This is a genomic window from Actinomadura rudentiformis (assembly GCF_008923185.1).
In the GTDB taxonomy this organism is placed as follows: domain Bacteria; phylum Actinomycetota; class Actinomycetes; order Streptosporangiales; family Streptosporangiaceae; genus Spirillospora; species Spirillospora rudentiformis.
On sequence record NZ_WBMT01000006.1, the window covers coordinates 418,794 to 442,867 of the forward strand.

A 24,074-nucleotide genomic window follows, 5' to 3' on the forward strand; every position below is an offset into this window, starting at 1 on the left:
GTCAGCCGCCGGTGCGGGGCACGACCAGGCCCGACTCGTAGGCGGTCACGACCGCCTGGACGCGGTCGCGCAGGCCCAGCTTGCGCAGCACGCGGCTGACGTGGGTCTTGACGGTCTCCTCGCCGACCGTCAGCCGTGCGGCGATCTCGGCGTTGGACAGGCCCTCGGCGACCAGGCGGAGCACGTCGGTCTCGCGGGGCGTGAGCACGCCGAGCGACGCCGCGACCGGGCGCGGGCGCAGCCGGGCGAACTCGCCGATGAGCCGGCGGGTGACGCTCGGCGCGAGCAGGGCCTCGCCGGCCGCCGCGACCCGGACGGCGTCGAAGAGCCGTTCGGCCGTCACGTCCTTGAGCAGGAACCCGCTCGCGCCCGCGACGAGCGCGTCGTAGACGTGTTCGTCGAGGTCGAAGGTGGTCAGCATGACGATCCGCGGCGAGGGGCCCTCCCCGGACGCGGCGGTGATCCGCCGGGTGGCCTCGATGCCGTCCATGGCCGGCATCCGCACGTCCATCAGCACGACGTCGGGGCACTGCTCGCGGCAGGCCGCGATCGCCGCGGCGCCGTCGGCGGCGGTGCCGACCACGGTCAGGTCGGGCTGCGTTTCGAGGAGGGCGCTGAACCCTGCCCGGACCACTTCTTGGTCGTCGACCACCACGACACGGACAGGCGCGCTCACCGGTCGTCTCCCGCCTTGGCGGGGAGCGTGGCTTCGACGAGGAACCCGTGGCCCGGTGCCGGTCCGGTGCGGAGCTTGCCGCCGACCGTCGCGGCACGTTCACGCATTCCCAGCAGGCCGTGCCCGACCCCAGGCCCGCCCGCGTGCGCTCCCCCGTGCCGCGCGTCGTCGCCTTCACTGCCGTTGGGCGGCGGACCCGGCCCGTTGTCGCGCACGCGCAGGTGCAGTACGTCGTCGTCGTAGTGGAGCTCGACGTCAACGGCGGCGCCGGGGGCGTGCCTGCGGGCGTTGGTGAGTGCCTCCTGCACGATGCGGTACGCGGTCAGCTCGACGCCCGGGTCCAGAGGCGCGGTGCGGCCGCGCAGGATGAGGCGGGCGGTGACCCCACCGGACTCGCGTGTCTCGTCGATGAGTTCCAGCAGTTGCTCCAGGGTGGGCTGCGGCCGCCGGGTGGGCTCGCCGCCGGCGTCCTCACGCAGCACGCCCAGCAGCCGGCGCATCTCGGTGAGCGCCGTGCGGGCGGTGTCGCCGATGGCGAGCAGGTGCTTGGCGCCCTCGGGCGGCATGCCGGGCACCGCGAGCCGGGCGGTCTCGGCCTGCACGGAGATCATCGAGATGTGGTGGGCCACGACGTCGTGGAGCTCGCGGGCGATGCGAGCCCGTTCGCCTCGCGCGGTGTACTCCAGCAGTGTGCTCTCGATGGCGCGCCGCGAGGCGTCCCGTTCGGCGGCCTCGGCGCGCACCCGTGCCAGCCTGCGGCGTACCACCAGGTACCAGGCGGCGGTCAGCGCGACGACCCCGGTGAAAAGCGGCGACCAGTAGAACGGGACGGACAGCAGTGTCGTCCCCGTGACCGTCACGGCCGCCGCGAGCGGGTGCCGGCCGGTGAACGCGAGCGGCACGGTCGCGCACAGGGCGAGCAGGACGCCCACCGGCAGGTTCACGCCCACGCCGGTGCGGGCCACGGTCTCGGCGAGCGCGACCACGCCGAGCGCGGCTCCGGCGATGACGGGGGCGCGGCCGCGCGCGGCCTCGGGCAGGTCCACAGCGTTATTCTCACCGACCGGGCGGGTGTTGGCGTCCCTCTGATCAACAGTTCGCCCGTCCCCCGTGAGAGGGACGCGGCGGCGGCCCGTCCCCCGGTCCGTCCCGGCGAAGATGACTCCGGTGCGGGACGACAGCGAGGGGCCGGATTCCTAGTCTCCTGGTCATGAACGCCACCATCGAAGTTCGCGGGCTGCGCAAGCGCTACGGGTCGACCGTGGCCGTCGACGGCCTGTCGTTCACCGTCGAGCCCGGGCAGGTCACCGGGTTCGTCGGGCCCAACGGCGCGGGCAAGTCGTCCACGATGCGGATGATCATGGGGATGGACCGGCCGGACGAGGGCAGCGCGCTCATCGGCGGCCGTCCCTACCGCACGCTTCGTTCCCCCTTGTGCCAGGTCGGTGCGCTGCTGGACGCGTCGGCGGTGCATCCCGGCCGGCGGGCGCGCGACCACCTGCTGTGGATGGCGCATTCCAACGGGCTGCCCGTGCGGCGGGTGGACGAGGTGATCGACCTGGTCGGGCTGCGGCCGGTGGCCAGGCGGGCGGCGGGCGGGTTCTCGCTCGGCATGCGGCAGCGGCTCGGCATCGCGGCCGCGCTGATCGGCGACCCCGCGGTGCTGATGTTCGACGAGCCCGTGAACGGCCTGGATCCCGAGGGGATCACCTGGATCCGCGGGCTGCTGCGTTCACTGGCGGCGGAGGGGCGGGCGGTGCTGGTCTCCAGCCATCTGATGAGCGAGCTGGAGGGCAGCGCCGACCATCTGGTGGTGATCGGCCGCGGCCGGGTCGTCGCCGACACCAGCGTGCAGGAGCTGCTCACCGCCGCGTCCAGCGGGCGGGTGATGCTCCGCACCGGCCGGCGGCAGGAGGCGATGACGGTGCTCGCCAACGCCGGCGCGTCCGTGGCGGCGAACGGCCCTGACACGCTGACGGTGTCTGGGCTTGCGGCCGAACGCATCGTGGCGCTGCTGAACGAGGGCGGCGTGAGCTTCTCGGGCATCGCAGAGCACCGCGCCTCCCTTGAGGAGGCGTACATGGAACTCACCCGCGACGCGGTCGACTTCCGAGGCGCCACAGGTGCCGCAGGCGGCCCAGGCAGCGCAGACGCCGATGGCACGGCCGCCGGCGGCGCGGGCGGCTCGGCGAGCTCTTCCGCTTCGGCCGGACGGGAGCAGCGATGACGACCACGACGACGCGGTTCCAGAGCTCGGTCTCCGGTGTCCGGGACGACGGCGCGTTCGTGTCGACCGGGCGGCTGGTGCGCGCTGAGTGGACGAAGTTCCGATCGGTGCGCAGATGGATCCTGGGCGTGCTGGCCATGGCCGTGCTCACGGTGGGGATGGGCCTGTTCATCGCGTCGGGCAGTGGCACCGACGCGAACACCCGGCCGGAGGAGGTCACGGTCGGGCCCGGCGGTGCCCGGGTCCATGACGTCTTCCAGTTCACGCACCGGCCGCTGCAGGGTGACGGCGGCATCACCGCGCGGGTGACCTCGCTCAAGAGCGCCGACGGCCGGGAGATGGCGGGATGGGCCAAGGCCGGAGTGATCATCAAGGCGGGCACGAAGCCGGGCTCGACCTACGCGGCGGTGATGGTCACGCCAGGCCATGGTGTCCGGTTGCAGTCCGATTTCACCAATGACGTGGCCGGGAAGTCCCGGGCGATCCCGGGTTGGCTCCGCCTGGTCCGTGCCGGTACGTCCGTCACGGGCTATGAGTCGGCCGACGGTAGGACGTGGCGCAAGGTCGGCACGGTCACGCTCCCTGAGCTGCCACAACGCGCCGAGATCGGGTTGTTCGCGACGTCTCCGGGGGTCTTCAAGGTGCAGCGGGAGTTCGGCAGCACGTCGGTCGGGCAGAGCACCTCCGTCGTCGCCGCGACGTTCGACGGTGTCGACGTGCAATCTCGGCAGCAGGCCGCTTCGTGGAACAACACCGTCGTGAGCCCGTCCCGCGCGGGTGGCGACGAGTTCCAGGGGAACGATTTCCAGGGGACCCAGAGCGCGGGCACGTTCACGTTGCGCGGGCAGGGCGACATCGCTCCCCGGCCCGACGGCGACGACCCGGTCCGCCTGCCCTTCACCGGCGTCATGATCGGCATGATCGCGGCCATCGCGCTGGGCGTGCTGTTCATCACCGCCGAGTACAAGCGCGGCATGATCCGGACCAGCTTCGCCGCCAGCCCGCGGCGCGGCCGGGTCCTGGCCGCGAAGGCCATCGTGATCAGCGCCGTGACGTTCGCGACCGGGCTGGTCGCCACCGTCATCCTGTTCTTCGCCTCGCAGCCGGTGCTGCGGTCGGGCGGGTTCGCGCCGCCCGCCTTTCCCGAGCCGTCGCTGACCGAGCCGCGGATAATGCGGGCGGTGGTGGGCACCGCGCTCTTCCTGGCGCTCGTCGCGGTGTTCAGCCTGGGCGTCGGCACGATCCTGAGGCGCAGCGCGGGGGCGATCGCCGGGATCATCACGCTCCTCGTGCTGCCCACCATCATCGCGTCCGCGCTGCCGATCTCGGCGGCGACGTGGATGATGCGTCTCACCCCGGCGGCGGGCCTGTCGATCCAGCAGACCAGCAGGCACTATCCCCAGGTGGAGAGCGTCTGCGTCCCTGAGGACGGCTGTTACTACTCCGAGCCGTGGGCGGGCATCGGCGTGCTGGTCGCCTACACCGCGGTGGCGCTCGGGCTGGCGTACTGGCTACTGCGCCGGAGGGACGCGTGACCCGCACACTGCCGATCCCCACGCTGCTGACCCGCACGCTGCTGACCCGCACGCTGTACGCCGAGTGGACCAAGCTGCGGACGCTGCCCGGCAGCGGCTGGTCGTTCGCCGGAGTGGTCGCGGTCACCGTGGCGCTGAGCATCGCGTTCACCGCGTCGGTGGACGCCGCGCACTGCCCCGCACCGCAGGGCTGCCACGAGGACACCACCAAGCTCACGCTGTCGGGCACCTGGCTCGGGCAGGCCGCCGTCGTCGTCCTCGCCGCGCTCGTCATCACCAATGAGCACGCCACCAGAATGATCCAGACGACGCTGGCGGCCACCCCGCGCCGGGCCGTGGTCCTGTTCGCCAAGGCCGTCGTCGTGGCGGGTGTCGTAATGGCGGCGGCGGTCCTGGGCGTGGCGGGTTCCCTGCTCACCGGCCGGTTCTTCCTGGAGGGGAACGGGTTCACGGCGGCCAACGGCCATCCGCCATTGTCGCTAGGGTCGGAGCCGACGCTGCGGGCCGCGTTCGGCACGGTCCTGTACCTCGTTCTCGTCGGCCTGCTGAGCCTGGGCGCCGGGGCGCTGCTGCGCGACACCGCCGGGACGATCACCGCGGTGCTGACGCTGTTCTACATCGCGCCCGTGGCCGTCCAGTTCGTGGGCGATCCGCACTGGCGGGAACGGCTGGAGAAGGCGGCGCCGAGCGCGGGCATGGCCGTGCAGGCGACACGGAACCTGGACCGGCTGCCGATCGGGCCATGGGCGGGGCTGGGAGTGCTCGCCGCCTACGCGGCCTGTGCGCTGCTGGCGGGCGGCGCCGCGTTCATCCGTCGTGATCCCTGACCGGGGACGCGGCCTGGTGGCGCGGACGGCGGCGGGGGCGGCGGTTCGGGCGGGAGTCACCCGCGCCGGTGGCGTACGCCGCGAACCGGGTCAGCATCCGGCCGCCGCCCGCCTCGCGCCACAGTTCGGGGCGTGCCGCGGGGAAGGCGTAGCACGGCACCCCGTTGCTGATCATGCCCATGACACGGGGTTCCCCGGACGATTCCGCCGCGAACGAGTACAGCCTGGTGAGCCGCGGGGCGATGATGCCCCAGTCCAGCAGCCGCGGCAGTGGTCCCTCGGTGGCGACCAGGTCCTCGATCGTGAGGCCGGTGAGCGGGTACCGCTCGGGGAAGGCTCGGCGCAGGTCGAGGAACAGCTCGACCGAGCCGCGCCGCGGGTCTCCGGCCAGCCGCCCGACCGTGCCGAACGAGCCCAGCGCCAGCCTCGGCCGGGCCGCCAGCGCGTGGGTGTAGAGAACGCGCAGGAGGGCGACGTTCATCATGAAGCGCTCGGCGGGCAACTCCGCCTCGGCGAGCTCCACGTTCTCCAGGTAACCGGCCACGACGCTGGAGTTGTGCGCGCGATACCAGGAGGAGGGCGACGGGAAGCGCAGGAACTCGCCCCACAGCGCGACGCTCCGGGCCGAGGGCCTGCCGTTCGCCGAGCATCCGCCGCCTGCCGAGGATCTGCCGCCTGCCGAGGATCTGCCGGGTGCCGCCTCGTACAGTAGCGCCGCCTCGGTCTTGTCGCGCAGCAGGCGGTCGTTGACCGCGCGCCACCACGGGCTGCCGGGACGGGCTGCGGTGGACGGGTTCAGGACGCCCCGTGCGATCTCCCAGCGCAGGAACGCGAGCTCGGCCCGTCCGTAGGAGCCGCGTTCCCGGCCCGCAGCGGTGTAGAACTCGGTGGCGAGCCGTATCCGGCTGTCGGTCCCGTCGGCGGCCTCGCGGACCTTCGCCGCGGCCAGGGACGCGGCTTCCGTCTCCCCCACCAGCAACCTCGCTCGACCTCGCCGGAGCACCGGGAAACAGTGTCGCATCCGCGCCTGATCGCTTACGATCGCCGCCATGGCCTATGCCGTCCGTCCCGCCGAAGAGCGTGACCTGCACCTGCTGGCCGACATCGAGCGCAGCGCGGACGAGCTGTTCGGCCCGCTGGGCATCGTGTTCCCTGCCGGGCCCACGGTCATCGAGGAGGTCGGGGCCGGCGCGCTGCAGCTGCTGGTGGTGGGTGATCCCCCGATCGGGTTCGCGGCGATCATCGAGGTCGACGGCCACCGGCATCTGGAGCAGATCGCGCTGCATGCCGACCACACCGGGCGCGGTCTCGGCCGCCCGTTGATGGAGCGGGTCATCGGCGACGCCGACGGCGGCGAGCTGACGCTCATCACCTTCCGTGATGTGCCGTGGAACGGCCCGTGGTACACGCGGTTCGGCTTCGTCGAGATGCCGGAGCCGGAGTGGGGCCCGGAGCTGCGCGCGCATTGGCAGGCGGAGATCGCGGCTGGCCTGCACGAGCTGGGCCCGCGCCTGATCATGCGCCATCGGGGCCGCTGAGCCCGGCCGCTCTCGCAGGCTCGGTCACCCGTCTCGGGTGTAATCCGGTTGGCCGGGGCTGCGGCCGTCCGTTACAACGGATCGCATGCTCCACAAATATCCCCGCACCCGGCATATCGAGGGCTCCAGGTTGCAGCCGGGTGACCACGATCTCGCAGCCGTGCCCTTCCGGGAGATCGTGGGGCGTCATCTGGTGGTGGAGGAGAAGCTGGACGGCGCGAACGCCGGGATCAGCTTCTCGGCGGAGGGCGAGCTGCGGCTCCAGAGCCGTGGCCATTACCTGACAGGTGGGCCGCGCGAGCGCCAGTTCGCCCCGCTGAAGGCGTGGGCGGCGTCGGTGCAGCACCAGCTGTGGCCGCGGCTCGGCGACCGGTACGTGCTGTACGGGGAGTGGCTGTACGCCAAGCACACGATGTTCTACGACGCCCTCCCGCACTACTTTTGCGAGTTCGACGTGTTCGACCGGCGCGACGGGACGTTCCTGTCGACCGGGCGGCGCCGTGAGCTGCTGGCCGGGACGCCGGTGGTGTCGGTGCCGGTGCTGCATGAGGGGCCGCTGCCCGACCTGGCGTCGCTGACGGCCCTCACCGGCCCCTCGACGTGCCGCACCGCAAAGTGGCGGGACGCGCTGCGGGCCGCCGCGGCGGCGGGCGGCGCGGACCCCGTCAGGGTCGCCGAGGAGACCGACCGGTCGGACGACATGGAGGGCCTCTACATCAAGGTGGAGGAGGACGGGCTGACCGTCGACCGTTTCAAGTGGGTACGTCCGAGTTTCCTCACCGCGATCCTGGATTCAGGCACCCATTGGCAGGACCGGCCGATCGTCGCCAACGGGCTGGCCGACCCGGAGGTGCTCTATGCGGGTGTTTGAGGACCTGTGCCCGGCGCCGCCGCACTGGCGGGTGCCCTGGGAGGAGATCAGGGAGACGTTCGCGTGGGTGCGCGATCTGGCGGGTGTGCCGCAGGACGCGGTCCATCACGCCGAGGGCGATGTGGAGATCCACACGCGGATGGCGTGTGAGGCGCTGGCCTCGCTCCCCGGCTGGCGGACGCGGCCGGCCGATGAACGTGTGCGGCTGTTCACCACGGTCCTGATGCACGACATCGCCAAGCCGTACTGCACGCAGACCGACGGCGACGGCCGGATCACCGCGCACGGCCATTCGCGGCGCGGTGATCTGATGGTGCGCCGGATCCTGTGGGAGCTGGGCGCGCCGGTCGCCTGGCGGGAGCACGTGGCGGCGCTGGTGCGGCATCATCAGGTGCCGTTCTGGGCGCTGGAACGCCCGGATCTGCAGCAGATCGTGTTCCGGGTGAGCCTGCTGGCGCGCAACGACGACCTGGTGCTGCTGGCCACCGCCGACATTCTCGGCCGGATGTGCGGCGACACCGCCGAGGTGCTGGACAACATCGCGCTGTACGAGGAGTACTGCGCCGAGCAGGCCTGCCTGGACGCGCCGCGACGGTTCCCCTCCGATCACGCCCGCTTCTGGTATTTCCGCAAGCCCGGCCGCGACCCTGATTACGACGCCTACGACGACACCCGGCTCACGGTGACGGTGCTGTCGGGGCTGCCGGGGGTCGGCAAGGATCACTGGATCGCGGCGAACCGCCCGGACCTGCCGGTGGTGAGCCTGGACCGGCTGCGTGCCGAGATGGGCGTGGCCCCGTCCGCTGATCAGCGGCCGGTGGCGGCCGCCGCCTATGAGCTGGCGCGCGGGCATCTGCGGGCGGGCCGCTCGTTCGTCTGGAACGCCACGAACGTGTCGCGGATGCTGCGCGAGCAGTGCACCGGTCTCGTCGCCGATTACCGGGGCCGCGTCGAGCTGGTCGCGCTGGAGGCACCGCCGGGAGTCCTGCGTGAACGCAACCGTTCCCGTGAGGCGCCCGTCCCGGACGCGGTCATCGACCGGCTGGTCGGGCGCTGGGAGACCCCTGACCCGACTGAGGCGCATCAGGTGCACTGGTTGTCGACGGCCTGACCACCTCCCGGGTGGGCCCGCTCGCGGCTGGCCGCGACCAGGGTGCTGCTGTTGCGCCGCTTCGCACGGAACCTCCCCGTCCACGCCGGCCGGCCCACCGGGTGAGGCGCTGCTGGCACACTCCTGTGAGGCCGAACGCGAAGGAGGAACGCTCGTGGAAGCTCCTGGTCAGGTGGCAGTGGTGACAGGTGGCGGGTCCGGCATCGGCGGCGCGGTCGCCACGGCGCTGCTGGGCGCGGGCTGGCGGGTGGCCGTCGCGGGCCGGCGGGCCGAGCCGTTGCGGGCGACGGCGGACGCGGCGGGCGCGCCGGCGGACCAGGTCCTCACCGTGACAGCCGACGTGACCTCGCCGGAGTCGGTGGAGGCGCTGTTCGCGGCGGTGACCGAACGGTGGGGGCGGCTGGACCTGCTGGTCAACAACGCCGGGACGTTCGGTTCTCCCGCGCCGGTGGAGGAGTTCGAGCTCGCGCAGTGGCGGACGGTCGTCGACACCAACCTCACCGGGTCGTTCCTGTGCGCGCGGCAGGCGTTCCGCATCATGAAGGGCCAGCGGCCGCAGGGCGGCCGGATCATCAACAACGGCTCGCTGTCGGCGGTGACGCCGCGCCCGAACTCGGTCGCCTACACCGCCAGCAAGCACGCGGTGACGGGGCTGACCAAGACGTTGTCGCTGGAGGGCCGCCGCTACAACATCGCCTGCGGCCAGATCGACATCGGCAACGCCGCCACCGACATGACGAGCAGTTTCGGGTCGGGCACCCTGCAGGCCGACGGCTCGACCAGGTCCGAGCCGGTGATGGACGTGCGGCATGTGGTGGACGGCGTGCTCTACATGGCGGGGCTGCCGCTGGACGCCAACGTGCAGAACCTCACGGTGCTGGCGACGGCGATGCCCTCGTTCGTCGGCCGCGGCTGACCACCTGTCGCAGGTCACCTGTCGGCGTAGCCACGCAGGTTCGCGGCGAGGTCGCGGACGGCGGTGCGCAGCTCGCCGGGGCGGCGGATCTGGAACGGCCAGCCGAGCCCGGCGAGCATCATGGCCATGCCGTCGAGGTTTTCGGCGCGGGTGACCATGAGCACTCCCCCGTCGGTCTCGCTGAGCGTGGCGGTGGAGGCGGGCACGCGGCGCCGCGCCTCGTCCAGGGACGTCTCGAGCACGACCTCGACGTCGTGCCGGTAGGGGACCTTGGCCAGGGAACGGGTGACGTGCTGGACGGGGTCGGCGTCCACGGGGATCTCGAAGGTGCCCTCGCCGGGTCGCACCGACACCACGCGGTCGACGCGGAAGGTGCGGACCTCGCCGCTGCGGTGGTCGTGCCCGGTCACGTACCAGCGTCCTGAGTGGAAGACCAGCCCGTAGGGGTCGAGGTCGCGTTCACTCTCGTCGCCCTGCCAGGACCGGTAGCGCAGGCGCACCCTCCGCCGCTCGCGCGCGGCGGCGGCGAGGGTGAGCAGGGCCGCGGTGGCCGGTGAGGTCGCGTCACGGGCGGCGAGTGTGAAGCCGAGGGTCTCCTGCAGTGCCTGGACGCGTTCGCGCAGCGCTGCGGGCAGGATGCGCTGCACTTTGGCCAGCGTGCTCTCGGTGGCCTCGCCGGGCAGGCCCAGGCGGCGCCCGGCCAGCAGGCCGAGCACGACCGCGGTCGCCTCGTCGTCGGTGAGCATCAGCGGCGGCAGTTTGAAACCGGGCATCAACCGGTAGCCGCCGTAGCGCCCGCGCTCGGCGACGACGGGGATGCCGAGCTCCTCCAGCCGCGCCGCGTACCGCCGCACCGTGCGCTCGTCGACGCCCAGGCGCTCGGCCAGCTCGGTGCCGCGCATGCGGTGATGGGCCTGCAGCAGCTCCAGCATGGTCAGCACGCGGGTCGTTGGATGTGACACAGGTCACCCTCTTAATCCGGGCGGGAACTGTCCGGTATTCGCCGTAGGTTAGTGCCAGCGGATCGACAGAGAGAAGGCATCGACATGGCGACGTTCGTACTGGTCCCCGGTTTCTGGCTCGGCGCGTGGGCGTGGGACGAGGTGGCGGCCGGGCTGCGCGCGGCGGGGCACCAGGTGCACGCGGTGACGCTCACCGGCCTGGCCGAGCGGGCGGCGGAGGCGACCCCCGAGGTGAACGTCGACACCCACATCGCCGACATCATCGGCGTCATCGAGGACGACGACCTGCAGGACGTGATCCTCGTGGCGCACAGCGGCGCCAACATGCCCGCCACCGGCGCGGCCGACCGCGTCCCCGAGCGGTTGAAGCGGATCGTCTACGTCGACACCGGGCCGATGCCGTCGGGCATGGCGCAGATCGACTTCACCGACCCCGAGGAGCAGGCGGCCACCCGCAAGCAGGTGGAGTCCGAGGGCGACGGCTGGCGGCTGCCGGTGCCCGACTTCGACCCGGAGGCCGACCCGGTGACGCTGGCCGGGCTGACCGCCGAGCACCTGGCGATGTTCGCCGAGCGCGGCACGCCCGAGCCGTTCGGCGCGGCGGTGCAGCCGCTGATCCGGCCGGAGACGCCGCCGGACACGCCCAAGACGGCGATCTTCAACAGCATCCCGCTGGCGATGGTGGAGCAGCTGGCGGCGAGCGGCAACCCGGTGTTCAGCCTGATGGCCGGGCCGGAGTGGACCTACCACGAGCTGCCGACCGGGCACTGGCCGATGTTCTCCAAGCCCCAGGAGCTGGCCGCGCTCCTGGACGAGATCGCCCGCTGACCGCGTCCCGGCGCCCGTTTCCCGCGGTGGACACCCCCTGGCCCGGCTTGGTCAGGGGGTTCCTGCCTTTGGAAGGGAAAGGTTCGCGATTACCCAGCGCTACGATATGATCACTCTGTACCTTGCAAAGTGTGGGCCAAGCCGTCAAGCGGGGGTTCAAGTACCGCTTCTATCCGACGCCCGAGCAGGCGAAGCTTTTGCACCGCACGTTCGGGTGTGTCCGGCTGGTCTGGAACATGGCACTCGCCGAGCGCATCCGCCGCTACAAGGACGAGGGGTTGAACACCTCGTATGTGGACACGGCGAGGTGGCTGACCGAGTGGAAGCAGGACCCCGAGCTGGGGTTCCTGCGCGAGGTGTCCAACGTGCCGCTTCAGCAGACACTGCGGGCGCAGCAGAACGCCTTCACCGCGTTCTTCGCCGGGCGGGCCCGCTATCCGCGTTTCAAGTCCAAGCGGAAGTCGCGCAAGTCGGCCACGTTCGCCAGCAATGCCTTCACCTTTACCGGCGGGGCGTTGAAGCTGGCGAAGACGACAGAGCCTTTGGCGGTGGTGTGGCATCGCCCTCTTCCCGAGGGTGCGCAGCCGTCCACGGTCACGGTGTCCCAGGACGCGGCGGGACGCTGGTTCGTATCCGTGCTGGTGGAGGACACCATCACGCCGCTTGCGCCGATGGACGCGATGGTGGGTGTCGACGTCGGGCTGGAGAATCTGGTCACGCTGTCCACCGGGGAGAAGGTCACCAACCCCTGGCACGAACGCGCCTGCCGGCGCAAGCTCGCCAGGGCGCAGAAGGCGCTGTCGCGCAAGGCCAAGGGCTCGGCGAACCTGGCCAAGGCCCAGCTCAGGGTCGCCAGGATTCATGCCCGGATCGCCGACCGGCGCCGGGATCACCTGCACAAGGTCACCACGAGGCTGGTACGCGAAAACCAAGCCCTGGCCATCGAGGACCTGACCGTGCGCAACATGCTCAACAACCACTGCCTGGCCCGCGCCATTTCCGACGCTGCCTGGTCCCAGCTACGGTCCATGCTGGAGTACAAGACCGGTTGGTACGGGCGCCAACTCCTGCTGGTGGACCGGTGGTTCCCCTCCTCCAAACTGTGCTCCACACCGGGGTGCAGCCACATCAACAACACCATGCCGCTGAACGTGCGGTCGTGGCGGTGCCCCTTGTGCGGCACCCTCCACGACCGCGATGTCAACGCGGCGACCAACATCCTGGCCGCCGGGCTGGCGGACAGGTAAAACGCCTGCGGAGGACCGATAAGACCGGCCCGGAGTGCTCCGGGGAGGCACGGGCCGATGAACCAGGAACCTCAATCCCGCGAGGGAATGAAGCCCCCTGTTTTACGGAGGGGAGAAGCCACGAAGCTGGACACCAGCCCCCAGCCCAGCCGGTCAATGGGCTGGGACGTCCTGTGATTCAGGCCAATTCGTTACGAGAACGGCGCCGCTCCAGCCGAGGACCACGCCGAGCGCCCAGCCCGCGATGGCGTCGGTGGGCCAGTGGTACCCGAGCGTGACCACCGCGAACGCGACGCCGACGATCAGTACGTGGCCGGCGGTGGTCCAGCGCCGGGGCGCGCGCAGCATGGCGAGGATGAAGATCCAGCAGGCGGCGGCGTTGGCGGCGTGCCCGGACGGATAGGACAGGTAGCCGCCCTCGAACAGCAGGTCGGCGCCGGTGCGCGGCGGTGTGCGGGCGAACCCGATCTGCGCCGCCCGGATCGTCAGCTCCGTGACGACCAGCCAGAGCCCGGCCCTGGCCAGGAAGAAGGCGACGCTGCGCCGGCCCTGGTCGCGGTGCCGCCAGGCGACCCACACGGTCGCCAGCGCCGCGCCGGTGGCCACGATCCAGTACTGGCCGCCGTTGACGACGCCCCGCCAGAAGAAATGCCACGCGCCGGTACGCGGCGGCAGGCCGTCGGCGAACACCCAGTGGTCGAACCGCCGCAGCAGCCCGCCCGCGAGCACGTCGAGAGTGGTCGCGGCCAGCAGGACGGCGGCGGCCAGCGGCAGCGCGTACGGCAGCAGCCGGGCAGGACGCAACCAGATGGGAGGCAGCTGGGCAGCGGGCGGCCTGGCGGGAAGGCGCCCGCCCCCCGATCGAGGCACCCGCATGCCTTCGATCTTGCCTTATCCGGGCCGGTGCTCACTCCCCCGGCGTTCCCCCGGACTCGTCGGCATGCTGCTGGACCTTGGCCATGATGGCCTCGGTGGTGGCGCCGATGAACTGCGGCCGGTTCTCGGCGGCCCAGTCGCGGCTGGCGGTCAGGGACGCGGCCGAACCCTGAAAGCGCGGGGCGACGTAGCGGGCGAACAGCTCGTAGGAACGGCGTGTCTGCGCGGTGTCGGCCCATTCGTGCGCCATCAGCAGGTAGGCGCCGAAGCCGCCCGACTGTGCCGCGAGCCGCTCGATCTGGGCGATGGCGTCGTCGGGGGTGCCGATGACGCCGAACCCGGTGGAGTTGACGGCCTCGACGAGCGCGTCGGGGTCGGCGGCCTCGGGGGCGATCGGCAGCGCGGCGATCTTCTGGAAGTAGGTGACCCAGTCGGGCAGGCCGAACGCGACGTCGCGGGCGGCCTGCTCGCGGGTCTCGGCCAGGTGCATGGGGCCGACGAGGCGCCACCCGGAGCGGTCGGCGGTGGTGCCGAACGCGGCGGCGCGTTCCTCCATGACGCCCCAGTGGTAGCCGAGCGCGTCGAACCCTGCGGCCTGGGTGGCGCCCAGCGACAGCAGGCTGCAGCCGAACCGCCCGGCGGCGCGCGGCCCGGACGGCGACACCATCGCGGCGACCGCCACCTCCAGCTCGCCGCGGTAAGGACGCAGCTGCAGGCGCGCGTCGCGCAGCTCGAACCAGTCGGTCTTGCAGGTGACGGGCTCGTCGCCGCGCAGCAGCAGGAGGATCGCCTCCAGGGCCTCCTCCATCATGTCGCGCTGGCGGGCGACCTCGATGCCCATCATGTGGGCGTCGGACGGCAGCGCGCCGGGGCCGACGCCGAGCATGACGCGGCCGCGGGTGAGGTGCGAGAGCAGCACCATGCGGTCGGCCAGCATCAGCGGGTGATGGTAGGGCAGCGAGGAGACGCCCGTGCCGAGGCGGATGTGCCGGGTGCGTTCGGCCGCGGTCGCGATGAACACCTCCGGCGAGGCGATGATCTCGAACCCGGCCGAGTGGTGCTCGCCGATCCACGCCTCGTCGAACCCGAGGGCGTCCAGGTGGGCGATCAGGTCGAGGTCGCGTTCCAGGGCCAGCGTGGGGTTCTGCCCGGCCGGGTGGAACGGGGCGAGGAAGATGCCGAACCGCAGCGGACCGCCCTGCACTGAACCCGGTGCTGAACCGGGCGCGGGGTCGGGGGTGGGCGAGGGTGTGCTCATCGGGTCCCCAATCCAGATTCGAATCGCGTTCTAGACCTGCCTATCACCGGACGGTGCTCGGCCGCAGCTCAGCGGCGGTAGCTCAGGCCGTGGCCGAACGGGTAGAGCGTCTGGCCCGGCTTGTCGCGGACGGGGATGGTGACGGGCAGCTTCCCGGCCGGGGACAGTTCGCCGAAGAGCACCTTGCCCAGTGACCGCAGCGCCTCGGCGGTGTAGGAGTAGGTGGCCACGTAGGTCTGTGCCTCGGTGAACCAGGCGATGTCGTACGGGTCGCGGGCGGCGACCACGACGACGGGTTTGCCGGTGGCGATGAGGGCCTTCACCAGGTTCATCTGGCCTGGACCGTTGTGGGGGTTGCCGGGTGTGGACGTCTCGATGTCCCAGGCGCGGTTGGTGACGGCGACGATGAGGTCCTGGTCCTGGGCGGCGGCGACGGTCTGCTGGATGCGTTCGGGTGTGGGGCTGACTCCGCTCTCCTGAACGGCCGTGGTGGCGCCGCGTTTGGTGAACTCGTCGGCGATGGCGCGGGTGGTGGTGACGCCCCAGCCTGCGACGAGGACCTTGCGGGCTCCGGGGCGCAGCGGCAGCAGCCGCGCGTCGTTCTTGACCAGGGTGGTGGTGCGGTCGGTGGCGCGCTGGGCGGTGGCGAGGCTGGCGGGCTTGCCGACGACCTGCCCGACCTTGGACTCGTCGACGTAGGGGTCGCGGAACAGCCCGCGCTTCTTCTTCAGCGCCAGGATGCGGTACACCGACTCCTCGATGCGGCGTTCGGTGAGCTCGCCGCCGCGGACGGCGTTGACGACGGCGTTCAGCTGCACCCGGAACAGGCCGTCGCCGTTGGCGTCGAACGAAGGCGGCTTGAGCAGCACGTCCACGCCGGCCTTGAGCGCCAGGACGGGAACGCGGTCGTCGCCGTACTTGTCGCGCACGCCCTTCATGTCAAGGGCGTCGGTGACGATGACGCCCTTGTAGCCGAGCTTTTCGCGCAGGAGCCCGGTGATGATGGGCTTGGACAGCGTGGAGGGGTCCTCGGACGGGTCCAGCGCGGGGAAGATCAGGTGCGCGGTCATGATGGAGTCGGCGCCGCGCGCGATCGCGGCCTTGAACGGCGGCAGGTCGATGCGTTCCCATTCCTCACGGGTGTGCTCGATCCGCGGGACGCTGGTGTGGCTGTCGAGCCTGGTGTCGCCGTGGCCGGGGAAGTGCTTGACGGTGCCGGTGACGCCGCCTTCGCGGTATCCGTCGACCTGGGCGGCGACCATCCTCGACACCAGCGCGGGGTCGGAGCCGAAGGAGCGGACGCCGATGACGGGGTTGGCGGGGTTGACGTTGACGTCGGCGTCGGGGGCGTAGTCCTGGTTGATGCCGATGGCGCGCAGTTCCCGGCCGGTGATGCGGGCCATGGCGCGGGCGTCGCCGGTGCGGCGTCCGGCGGCCAGGGCCATGCTGCCCGGTGACTGGGTGGCGGGCGGCTGCACGCGCGCGACGATGCCGCCCTCCTGGTCGGTGGCGATCGTCGCCGGGATCGGGATCGGCGTCGCCATCGCGGCGCGCTGGATGCCGTTGGAGAACGCGGCGAGCTGCTGCGGGTCGGTGACGTTGGGCGGGTCGGCGGAGTAGTAGATGATGCCGCCGGGCTTGTAGCGCGCGATGAGCTGCGCGGCGTTGTCCAGGCCGTACAGGCGGCGGTTGCGGGCGACGTCGGCGGGGTCGGTGGTGTCGGCGCTCTTGCCGTACACCTGCAGCACGAACAGCTGCGCCGCCTTCTCCTCCAGCGTCATCGACCTGATGAGCCGCAGCAGCCGCCGGTCCTTGCCGCGGTCCCCCGCGCCGGCGTCGGCCTGGACGGGGACGGTGGTCACGCCGGACAGGGTGAGCACCGCCAATGCGGCGATGACGGTCCGGCGGGCCCCGGTGATTCGGGTGGGCATGACGGCTCCCTGCGCTCGCTCCGGCGCCGCCCCCCGTACGGCGAGGGACACGACCACGACCAAGATCGCATTCCTGGTGGAAACGTAAGCATCTGCGCGCCGCGCGTCAACCGCCCTTAACCGCCCTTCTCTCCCTCTCCCTCTCCCTCGCCTTCGTTCTCTTCTTCATCCTCTTCCTCACCGCTGACCGGTGGCGGCCCGACGGTGGTGAGGGGGTGCTCCTCGACGTCGTACCGGCGGATGTAGGCACTGAGGAACGCCTGGAGGCTGGCGCCGAGGGGCAGCGCGAGCAGGGCGCCGACGGGCCCGATGATGGCGGTGCCCGCCAGGACCATGCCGAACGCGACGGCGGGGTGCATGTCGAGGGTGTGGGCGGTGATGCGCGGCTGGAGCAGGTAGTTCTCGAGTTGCTGGTAGGCCAGGATGAACAGCAGCAGCCACAGCGCGGTCGTGGGGTTCTTGCCGAGCGCGACCAGGAGCGGTATGCCGCCAGCGAGGTAGGTGCCGACGGTGGGGATGAACTGCGACACCACGCCGACCCACAGCGCCAGGGTGATGACGTACGGGACGTCGAGGATCGCCAGGGCGAAGTAGTGCGCGATGCCGGAGCACAGTGCGAGCAGGGCCCGGGAGTAGATGTAGCCGCCGGTCTTCTGGATGGCGATCTCCCAGGCCCACAGCACCTGGCGCTGGCGGTGCGGCGGGAGCAGCGAGCACACGGCCCGGCGGAACTGGGGGCCCTGCGCCGACAGGTAGAAGGTGAACAGCAACATCCCGAGGCCCTGGAAGATGACGGCGAGGGCGGTGGCGCCGATCCCCCACACGTTGCCCGCCAGGCCCGACACGTGCTTGGAGAGTTCCTGGGTCAGCGTGGGCAGCTTGGAGAACAGCCTCTCCTGGGACAGCCGCGTGTCGAACGTGTCGTTGATCCAGAAGATGAGCCGGTCGGCGTATTCGGGGAAGCCGTTCACCAGGGTGGTGGCCTGGTCGACGACGAGCGAGCCGAGCACGCCGAAGAAGACCGCGGCCACAACGGTGATGAACAGGAACATCGCGCCGGTGGCCCAGCCGCGCCGCCAGCCGCGGGCGGCGAGCCAGTTGACCGCGGGTTCGATCGCGAACGCCAGGAACAGCGACGTCAGCAGCAGGAGCAGCAGCCCTTGGAGTTTGTCGAGCAGCCACAGCCCACCGGCGAACAGCAGCACGATCGCCGCCGCGAGCATGAACGCCTTGGGCAGCCACGGCGGCATCGTCCGCTCCGGGGCGGGCGCCGGGGGATCCTCTGGCTGCGTCACTCCGGCACGTTAGGCGCGGCCGGCGGCCTGCGGCGGCGTGCGCGCTCCGGGACGGGGATGTTTCTTTGCCGAACCTTCGTCTCGGCCGTACGGGGGGATGCGAGGTGCGGGGGCGGCGGGTGAGAATGCCTGCCATGGGTGAGATCTTCACGCACCGGCTGCGGGTGCGTTACAGCGAATGCGACCAGCAGGGCGTGGTGTTCAACGCCCATTACCTCTCGTTCTATGACGTGGCGCTCACCGAGTTGTGGCGGGCGGCGATCGGCCCCTACACCGACGCGGTGGAGACCGGCTACGACCTGGTGGTGGCGGAGGCGCGGATCCGGTTCCGGGAGGGCGCGCGGTTCGACGAGCTGCTGGATGTGCGGATGCCGGTGGTGAAGCTCGGCGTCACCAGCATGATCGTGCAGCCGGAGTTCCGGGTGGACGACCGGCTGATCGCCGACGGGGAGGTACGGCACGTGTTCATCGACCCGGCGGCCAAGGGCAAGAAGGAGATACCGCCGGACGTGCGGCTGGCGCTGGAGCCGTATCTGGCGGAGCCCGATCTGGGCGGAGCCGGCCCTGCCGGGTGACGGTTCCGGCGGGCGGTCAGATGCGGGACGGGCGGCCGGCGCCTCGTCGGGCGGATGATCGTTTCTAAGACGAATCCCCAATGTGGAATCAGGGTTTCGCCCGACGTGCCCGGCTCAGTTCCCGCATGACGATTCAAGTGGTCCCGGGCCGCCCGGGGCAACCCATTTACGCGATTGCCCGGGCGAACAGGGAGGCGTACACGGGCCGGTCGCCGTCGGTGACGATCTGCCCGGCCAGCTCGGCGCCGGTCACGGTGGACAGCCGCAGCCCGAGGTAACGTTCCTCTTCCCGCAGGCGCGCGTCGCCGGCCGGGACGGCGGCGACCCAGCCGGCGATCTCGGCGGCTCGGGCGGCGCGGTCACGGGCCAGTTCGGCGCGCAGCGAGGCAAGGTCCGCCGCCTCGTACGGGACCGCGCCGGATCCGCCAGGGCCGCCGGCGCCCGCGGGTGGCGGTTCGGCGTGCCAGGCGGCGGCGCCGTAGGCGAAGCACACCAGCGCCATCCACACCTCGGCGAAGTACACCGGGTCGGGTGCCAGTTCCAGGCCGGCGAACCGGCCGCCGATGAAGAACAGCGCGCCGAGCTGGCCGGGCTGCGGCTCCAGCCGGCTCTGGAACTGGGTGAGGACGGCGCGCTTGCGCGACAGCACCTGCTCCAGGTGGCCGCGCCGCGGCAGCCCGTAGCGGGCGTTGAGCTCGCCGATGTCGTTCCAGAGCTTGCTGTAGCCGTGGACGCCGCGCAGTTCCAGCGCGCGGGCGCGCAGTTCGACGGGCAGCACGAAGAACCACTGGTCGCGTCCGGTGAGGTAGCCGCCCTGGCTCTCCTGCACACAGCAGGCGTCCTCGAACATCACGGCGGCGCCGGGGGCCAGGAACGCCGAGCGGCACAGGGCGTGGTTCTGCGCGGCGTCTTGGATGTATCCGATGTGCAGCGGGACGATCGCGACGCCGTCGGGTGAGCCGTTGCGCAGCTCGACCCGCCCGTATCCGGCGACCTGCGTCAGCTTCAGGCCGGAGCGAGGCGGCACGATGCCCGGGTAGGCGGGCCCGGTGATGGGGATCATCGTGAGCGCGCCCGCCTGCTGCGGGACGCCGAGCCGGTATCCGGCCAGGTCGACCGGGCCCGGCACGAGCGGCTCGAGCGATTCGGGTGTTCCGGGCATGTCGGTGGTGGTCATGCGGCGACCCCTCCCATCTGTGCCGCCTGCCGGTCCAGGGTGTCGAGCCGGGTGTGCATCGCGGCGCGCAGCCAGGGTGCGCCCGCCGCGCAGTGGCCGAACATCCAGGGCAGCAGCTCGGTGAAGTCGTCCTGGTGCCAGAAGCCGCGCTGGGGCAGCGCGGGCGCGGGGCGCCGCAACGTGAGGTCGTCGGCGCCGGTGAACTGTGCGTGGCAGAACACCACGGGGGTGGTGACGCCGGCGCGCGGCAGTGTCGCGACGACCCTGGCGAGGTCGCCGGGGAACAGGTTCTCATAGCCGTCGGAGATCACGGCCACCAGGTCGGGGGCGGCGGTGAGGGCGTCCAGCACGCCGGTCGCCAGGTCGGTGGCGCCGGCCGGGGCGCGTTCGCCTCCCCCGACCTCGACGACCTGCAGCCGGGTGCAGATCCGCGACAGCACCATGCGCAGCGCGGCGGCCTGCGACAGCACGGCCCATTCGCGGTCGCCGTAGCCGCGCATGGACGCCGAGGCGTCCAGGACGACAGCGACGGTGCCGTCGAACCGCGGCAGCGCGGCGGTGGCCGCCGCCACGTAGCGGCCGAGCGCGGCGTGCAGGTCGTCGGCGGGGCCGCCGCGGTGCAGGTGCACCAGCGTGGCGGCGATGTCACCGCGGTTGGTGGCGGTGACGACGGGACTGCGCTCGCGGGCGGGGTCGAGCGCGAGCACCGGCTCGTACGGCAGCACGACGGCGGGCGCGCCGCGTTCTGCCTGGTCATCGGTTCCATACAGCGCCCGGACGCGCGGCATCGCCACCTGCGGCGCGGTCAGGAACCGCAGCAGGCGCCGCCGCAGGTAGTCCGAGCCGGTGTCGCCGTCGTCGATGCGGCGGGCGCAGCCGCGCGCGGTGGCCTTGCCGAGGGCGTGCTCGAAGCAGTCGACCAGGGCGGGGCGGCGCGCCGCGATGAGGAGGTCGGCCTCGGGGTGTTCCAGGACGAACCGCAGCGCGGCGCGGGTGGTGTGCTTGTGGTTGGCGCGCAGCCGCCGCAGCCCGAGCATGACGGTGATGACGGCGGCGGGCGGCAGCGCGAGGGTCAGGACGCGGGCGACGCGGGCGAGCGTGCCGCGGGTGGCGTCGTCCAGGCCCGCCTGGGAGGCGGCCAGCAGCTGCAGCAGCACCCGCGCGCGCTGCCAGGGCAGGACGCCGGGCGCGAGCCCGAGCAGCGCGTAGCCCTCGGGGTCGTCGGTGTAGGCGGCGCGGTGGAAGTCCGCGTCGTCCCAGCACAGCGTGCCGCCCCGGGGCAGGGCGAGCGCGCCGGCATGGGTTTCGAGGTGGGCCAGGAGTGTGGGGGTGTCCATGAATGCCTCCGCAATCATGGATTTTAAGAATCACCGGGAGTGCCCCGACACCTATTTTTCGCCGGAGCCCTCACCGTCCTCGTGCGTGGGCGTGCGGTTTCCCGGCGGGCTCATCAGTGGAATCCGCACCCGGGGCAGCGGCGGAGCCGGCGCGCGCACCGGGCGTACTCGGCGTATTCGGCGTACCGGGCGTGCCGGGGGTCGCGGTGAGGTCGCGGGCGCTGACGGCGCGCTGGGCGATGAACGCGCCGGTCAGCACGACCGCGCCGCCGGCCAGCTGCACCGGGGTGAGCCGTTCGCCGAGCGCGGCCCAGGCGATGAGGGTGGCGGCGACGGCCTCGGTGTAGCAGATCGCGCCGGCGACCTCGGCCGACAGCCGCTGCACGGCGGCCGCGCCGGTCAGGTAGGCCAGCACGGTGCTGACCACGATGACCCAGGCGGCCAGCAGCCAGCCGGGCGCGGTGTGGTCTCCGACGGGCACCTGCGCGGGCAGGACGTCCCACGGCAGGGCCCACGGGGCGGCGATCGCGGTGAGCGCCACGGCGGCGACGACGGCGCCGGCTGCGGTGGTGACCAGCGGGTCGACGCCGCCGGTGAGCCGTTCGACCAGCAGGAAGTAGGCGGCCTGGCAGGCGGCCGCGCCCAGTCCGGCCGCCAGCCCGACGGCGTCCAGCCGCAGCCCCGCCCAGACCTGCACGACCATGGCCAGCCCGATCATGGCCACGGTGATCCCGAGGGCGGCGGTGCGGTGCACGGGCGCGCGGCGGACCAGCCGGATCCAGGCCAGCACCAGCAGCGGCCCGGTGAACTCCAGCAGGATCGCGATGCCGACCGGCAGCCGTGAGGCGGCGACGAAGTAGAACGCCTGGCAGCCCGCCACGCCGGTGACGCCGTAGAGGACGACGGGGCGCAGGTGCGGCCGCAGGGTGCGCAGCCCGGCGGTGCCGCGCAGCATCAGCACCAGCGGCACCAGGACGAGCGCCGCCCCGGCGATGCGCAGCCATACCGCCTGCAGCGGGGTCAGCCCGGCGTTGATGAGCGCCTTGCCGAACGGCCCGGAGGCGCCGAAGCACACCGAGGAGAACACCGCGAGGGCGAGCCCCCACGCCTTCGCGCGCGCCGCCCCGCCGCCCTGACCGCCGCCCTGACCGCCGCGCGGCCCGTCCACCGTCATGCCCGCCGCCTCCTCTCACGCCCACGCCGGGAATTTCACGAGCATAGTGCCATAACGCTCATTACACATCGATGGTGTGATCGCCGATCATGACCGCCGATCCGGTGGGGCGGACTAGTATCGCCGCGTGAGCTGGCAGGGGGCCGGGGCGGGACTCGGCGGAACCGGGAGTGGCACGGGGGCAGGGGGCGGCGGCGCGGCCGGCGACCTTTTCACGGCCGTGGAGGCGAACGTCCGGGAGCTGGTGACCTCGGCGTGGTGGCAGACCGCCCCTCCGCAGCAGCGCGCCGAGCAGACCGTCGCGCGCATGTTGTGGGGCGCCGGTGAATGGTGGCTCTACGGCGCGTGGGGCCGCTGGTACCGCTGCGGCCTGGACGGCAGCTGGCATCCGTGCCCGCCGCCGGCCGACCCGGGCGACCGCCGCGTGGCGGTGCCCGCGCCGCGCGGCGCGGCGACCCCGCCGGTGCCGCCGCAGCTGTTCCCGACCGGCCCGGACCTGTCGGCCGGGCGGGTGTCGTCGCTGGGGTTCCTCGGCCCGGCACCCGACACCTCGGTCGTGGCGCCGGTCCAGCAGGCCATCACCACCGCGCTCGCGGTCAACCCCGCGCAGTTCGCCCAGCAGGACCCGACGTTCGCACCCGGCACGCCCAGCACCATCGCCGCCGCCTGGGCCGCGCTGCTGTGGTGCGCCGGCTCCCCCGTGGCGCTCAGCGAGAACCCGCTGATCGAGTCGTTCGTTCCGTTCCTCACCACGCCCGCCGAGCGGCTGCACTGGATGATGCCGCCCGACTTCAGCACGCTGGCCGGCTACTACATCAGCCGGCTCGGCGCGGGCGACGCCGGCGGCGCCGCGCACATCGCCCGGGTGATGTACGAGGTCGCGGCGGGCCTGCAGGGCGACTCGCGGTTCCGGCCGGGCGCCGACGCGCTGGCCGCCGTGACCGCCGCGTCGCTGCGTCTGGTTCCGCAGGACCTGGCCACCGCCCGCTACGGCCCGGCGGCCGTCCTGCAGGAGTGGCGGCGGCGCTGCCCGGCCGAGTACGCCACGCCGATGGTGCGTGACGCCGCGCCGGGTGAATACCTGCGGCTGGCGCTGTACGACCTGCAGCAGATCGTGGCGGGCCTGACCGGGCCGCGGCCGGGTGCCGCCGGGCGAGGCCATGACGAGGTCCGCCGCGCGGGCATCGCGGTGCTCGCCGCCGACCTGCAGGCCGCGCCGCATGTGCTGCCCGCGCTGCAACGCTGGCTGGACCCCGACAGCGCGCGCACGCTGCAGGCGGTGCTGGCCGACCCGGGCAGCCCGCTGCGCGAGCTGTGGCCGCGCGACGGCCGCCTGCCCGAGGCGCTGCGCTCCACCGACACCGACGCGCTCGCGGCGCTGCTGGCCACCACGTACACGCTGGGGCTGACCTGGTGCCGGCTGGCGCAGGTGTCGCCGCCCGCGGTCGGGTTCGCGGTCCCGCAGGCGGCCGCGGCCGAGCTCGCCGGCACCGGCCTGCACTCGCCGCCCTCCACCGACGAGCTGAGCGCCTGGGACATCATCAAGGCCGCCCGCGCCCATCTGGCCTCCGAACGCGAGCAGGCCGCCGACGCGGCCGTGGCGCCCCTGCCGCCGCAACCGGAGGCGCCCGCCCCCGCTCCGCCGCCGCCTCCTCCGCCGCCGCCCGCCGCGCCCGTGCCGCCACCGGAGCCGCCCGCTCCTGCCCCCGGCCC

General features: G+C 72.4%; 22 protein-coding genes. 11 read left to right on the top strand and 11 right to left on the bottom strand.

Features of this window, described 5'->3' with window-relative positions:
* Position 1 precedes the first annotated feature (1 nt).
* Both F8566_RS15575 and F8566_RS15580 read right to left on the bottom strand, forming a co-directional pair.
* Entirely contained in the window at positions 2 to 676 is a 675-nt protein-coding gene (locus F8566_RS15575) for a response regulator (protein ID WP_151560913.1), read from the bottom strand.
* Entirely contained in the window at positions 673 to 1,722 is a 1,050-nt protein-coding gene (locus F8566_RS15580; RefSeq protein ID WP_151560914.1) for a sensor histidine kinase, read from the bottom strand. The genes F8566_RS15575 and F8566_RS15580 overlap by 4 nt, the downstream gene beginning before the upstream one ends.
* Positions 1,723 to 1,886: 164 nt before the next feature.
* Here F8566_RS15580 and F8566_RS15585 point away from each other — a divergent pair, with 164 nt between their 5' ends.
* Genes F8566_RS15585 through F8566_RS15595 form a run of 3 tightly spaced genes read left to right on the top strand, consistent with a single transcriptional unit; the run spans position 1,887 to position 5,265 of the window.
* Positions 1,887 to 2,903: an ABC transporter ATP-binding protein gene (locus F8566_RS15585; RefSeq protein WP_151560915.1), complete on the top strand. Its 1,017-nt coding sequence runs from the start codon at positions 1,887 to 1,889 to the stop codon at positions 2,901 to 2,903.
* The gene (locus tag F8566_RS15590; protein WP_151560916.1) at positions 2,900 to 4,438 is read left to right on the top strand and encodes an ABC transporter permease subunit; all 1,539 of its coding nucleotides are present in this window, start codon (positions 2,900 to 2,902) and stop codon (positions 4,436 to 4,438) included. Before F8566_RS15585 ends, F8566_RS15590 begins: the two co-directional genes overlap by 4 nt.
* Positions 4,435 to 5,265 carry an ABC transporter permease gene (locus F8566_RS15595; RefSeq protein WP_225993201.1) on the top strand — a complete coding sequence of 277 codons (831 nt, stop codon included), beginning with the start codon at positions 4,435 to 4,437 and terminating at the stop codon, positions 5,263 to 5,265. Before F8566_RS15590 ends, F8566_RS15595 begins: the two co-directional genes overlap by 4 nt.
* Here F8566_RS15595 and F8566_RS15600 read toward each other — a convergent pair.
* Positions 5,246 to 6,238 carry a hypothetical protein gene (locus tag F8566_RS15600; protein WP_151560917.1) on the bottom strand — a complete coding sequence of 331 codons (993 nt, stop codon included), beginning with the start codon at positions 6,236 to 6,238 and terminating at the stop codon, positions 5,246 to 5,248. The genes F8566_RS15595 and F8566_RS15600 overlap by 20 nt on opposite strands.
* Positions 6,239 to 6,314: 76 nt before the next feature.
* On the opposite strand from F8566_RS15600, the gene F8566_RS15605 reads away from it, so the two are divergent.
* The 4 genes from F8566_RS15605 (at position 6,315) to F8566_RS15620 (ending at position 9,701) form a co-directional block, all read left to right on the top strand.
* Positions 6,315 to 6,803 (top strand): GNAT family N-acetyltransferase, encoded by a 489-nt coding sequence (locus F8566_RS15605; RefSeq protein ID WP_151560918.1) that lies wholly within the window; start codon positions 6,315 to 6,317, stop codon positions 6,801 to 6,803.
* Between the two features lie 85 nt (positions 6,804 to 6,888).
* Complete coding sequence (locus F8566_RS15610) at positions 6,889 to 7,674, top strand: RNA ligase family protein (protein ID WP_151560919.1); 786 nt, start codon at positions 6,889 to 6,891, stop codon at positions 7,672 to 7,674.
* Positions 7,661 to 8,785 (top strand): AAA family ATPase, encoded by a 1,125-nt coding sequence (locus F8566_RS15615; RefSeq protein ID WP_151560920.1) that lies wholly within the window; start codon positions 7,661 to 7,663, stop codon positions 8,783 to 8,785. The genes F8566_RS15610 and F8566_RS15615 overlap by 14 nt, the downstream gene beginning before the upstream one ends.
* A 154-nt stretch (positions 8,786 to 8,939) precedes the next feature.
* Complete coding sequence (locus tag F8566_RS15620) at positions 8,940 to 9,701, top strand: SDR family oxidoreductase (protein ID WP_225993202.1); 762 nt, start codon at positions 8,940 to 8,942, stop codon at positions 9,699 to 9,701.
* Positions 9,702 to 9,715: 14 nt separating this feature from the next.
* Here the strand turns inward: F8566_RS15620 and F8566_RS15625 are convergent, their stop codons facing one another.
* Positions 9,716 to 10,663: a helix-turn-helix transcriptional regulator gene (locus F8566_RS15625; protein ID WP_151560921.1), complete on the bottom strand. Its 948-nt coding sequence runs from the start codon at positions 10,661 to 10,663 to the stop codon at positions 9,716 to 9,718.
* A gap of 84 nt (positions 10,664 to 10,747) precedes the next feature.
* Here F8566_RS15625 and F8566_RS15630 point away from each other — a divergent pair, with 84 nt between their 5' ends.
* Both F8566_RS15630 and F8566_RS15635 read left to right on the top strand, forming a co-directional pair.
* Entirely contained in the window at positions 10,748 to 11,491 is a 744-nt protein-coding gene (locus tag F8566_RS15630) for an alpha/beta fold hydrolase (RefSeq protein ID WP_151560922.1), read from the top strand.
* Positions 11,492 to 11,622: 131 nt separating this feature from the next.
* Complete coding sequence (locus F8566_RS15635; protein WP_151560923.1) at positions 11,623 to 12,738, top strand: RNA-guided endonuclease InsQ/TnpB family protein; 1,116 nt, start codon at positions 11,623 to 11,625, stop codon at positions 12,736 to 12,738.
* Positions 12,739 to 12,891: 153 nt separating this feature from the next.
* Here the strand turns inward: F8566_RS15635 and F8566_RS15640 are convergent, their stop codons facing one another.
* The 4 genes from F8566_RS15640 to F8566_RS15655 form a co-directional block, all read right to left on the bottom strand.
* The gene (locus tag F8566_RS15640) at positions 12,892 to 13,614 is read right to left on the bottom strand and encodes a phosphatase PAP2 family protein (protein ID WP_151560924.1); all 723 of its coding nucleotides are present in this window, start codon (positions 13,612 to 13,614) and stop codon (positions 12,892 to 12,894) included.
* Positions 13,615 to 13,645: 31 nt separating this feature from the next.
* Positions 13,646 to 14,872 carry an LLM class flavin-dependent oxidoreductase gene (locus F8566_RS15645; RefSeq protein ID WP_151560925.1) on the bottom strand — a complete coding sequence of 409 codons (1,227 nt, stop codon included), beginning with the start codon at positions 14,870 to 14,872 and terminating at the stop codon, positions 13,646 to 13,648.
* Positions 14,873 to 14,940: 68 nt separating this feature from the next.
* Positions 14,941 to 16,803, bottom strand: coding sequence for a glycoside hydrolase family 3 protein (locus tag F8566_RS15650; protein WP_151560926.1), 1,863 nt, complete (start codon positions 16,801 to 16,803; stop codon positions 14,941 to 14,943).
* Between the two features lie 116 nt (positions 16,804 to 16,919).
* Positions 16,920 to 18,098 (bottom strand): AI-2E family transporter, encoded by a 1,179-nt coding sequence (locus F8566_RS15655; protein ID WP_225993203.1) that lies wholly within the window; start codon positions 18,096 to 18,098, stop codon positions 16,920 to 16,922.
* A gap of 134 nt (positions 18,099 to 18,232) precedes the next feature.
* On the opposite strand from F8566_RS15655, the gene F8566_RS15660 reads away from it, so the two are divergent.
* On the top strand, positions 18,233 to 18,673 hold the full coding sequence (locus tag F8566_RS15660) for an acyl-CoA thioesterase (RefSeq protein ID WP_192809685.1): 441 nt from the start codon (positions 18,233 to 18,235) through the stop codon (positions 18,671 to 18,673).
* A 166-nt stretch (positions 18,674 to 18,839) separates the two neighbouring features.
* Here the strand turns inward: F8566_RS15660 and F8566_RS15665 are convergent, their stop codons facing one another.
* The 3 genes from F8566_RS15665 to F8566_RS15675 form a co-directional block, all read right to left on the bottom strand.
* Positions 18,840 to 19,850: an ARPP-1 family domain-containing protein gene (locus tag F8566_RS15665; RefSeq protein WP_225993204.1), complete on the bottom strand. Its 1,011-nt coding sequence runs from the start codon at positions 19,848 to 19,850 to the stop codon at positions 18,840 to 18,842.
* Positions 19,847 to 21,187, bottom strand: coding sequence for a VWA domain-containing protein (locus F8566_RS15670; protein WP_151560928.1), 1,341 nt, complete (start codon positions 21,185 to 21,187; stop codon positions 19,847 to 19,849). The genes F8566_RS15665 and F8566_RS15670 overlap by 4 nt, the downstream gene beginning before the upstream one ends.
* 70 nt (positions 21,188 to 21,257) lie before the next feature.
* On the bottom strand, positions 21,258 to 22,361 hold the full coding sequence (locus F8566_RS15675) for an EamA family transporter (protein ID WP_151560929.1): 1,104 nt from the start codon (positions 22,359 to 22,361) through the stop codon (positions 21,258 to 21,260).
* A gap of 127 nt (positions 22,362 to 22,488) precedes the next feature.
* Here F8566_RS15675 and F8566_RS15680 point away from each other — a divergent pair.
* On the top strand, positions 22,489 to 24,074 hold a 1,586-nt coding region (locus tag F8566_RS15680; protein ID WP_151560930.1), incomplete at its 3' end, for a hypothetical protein.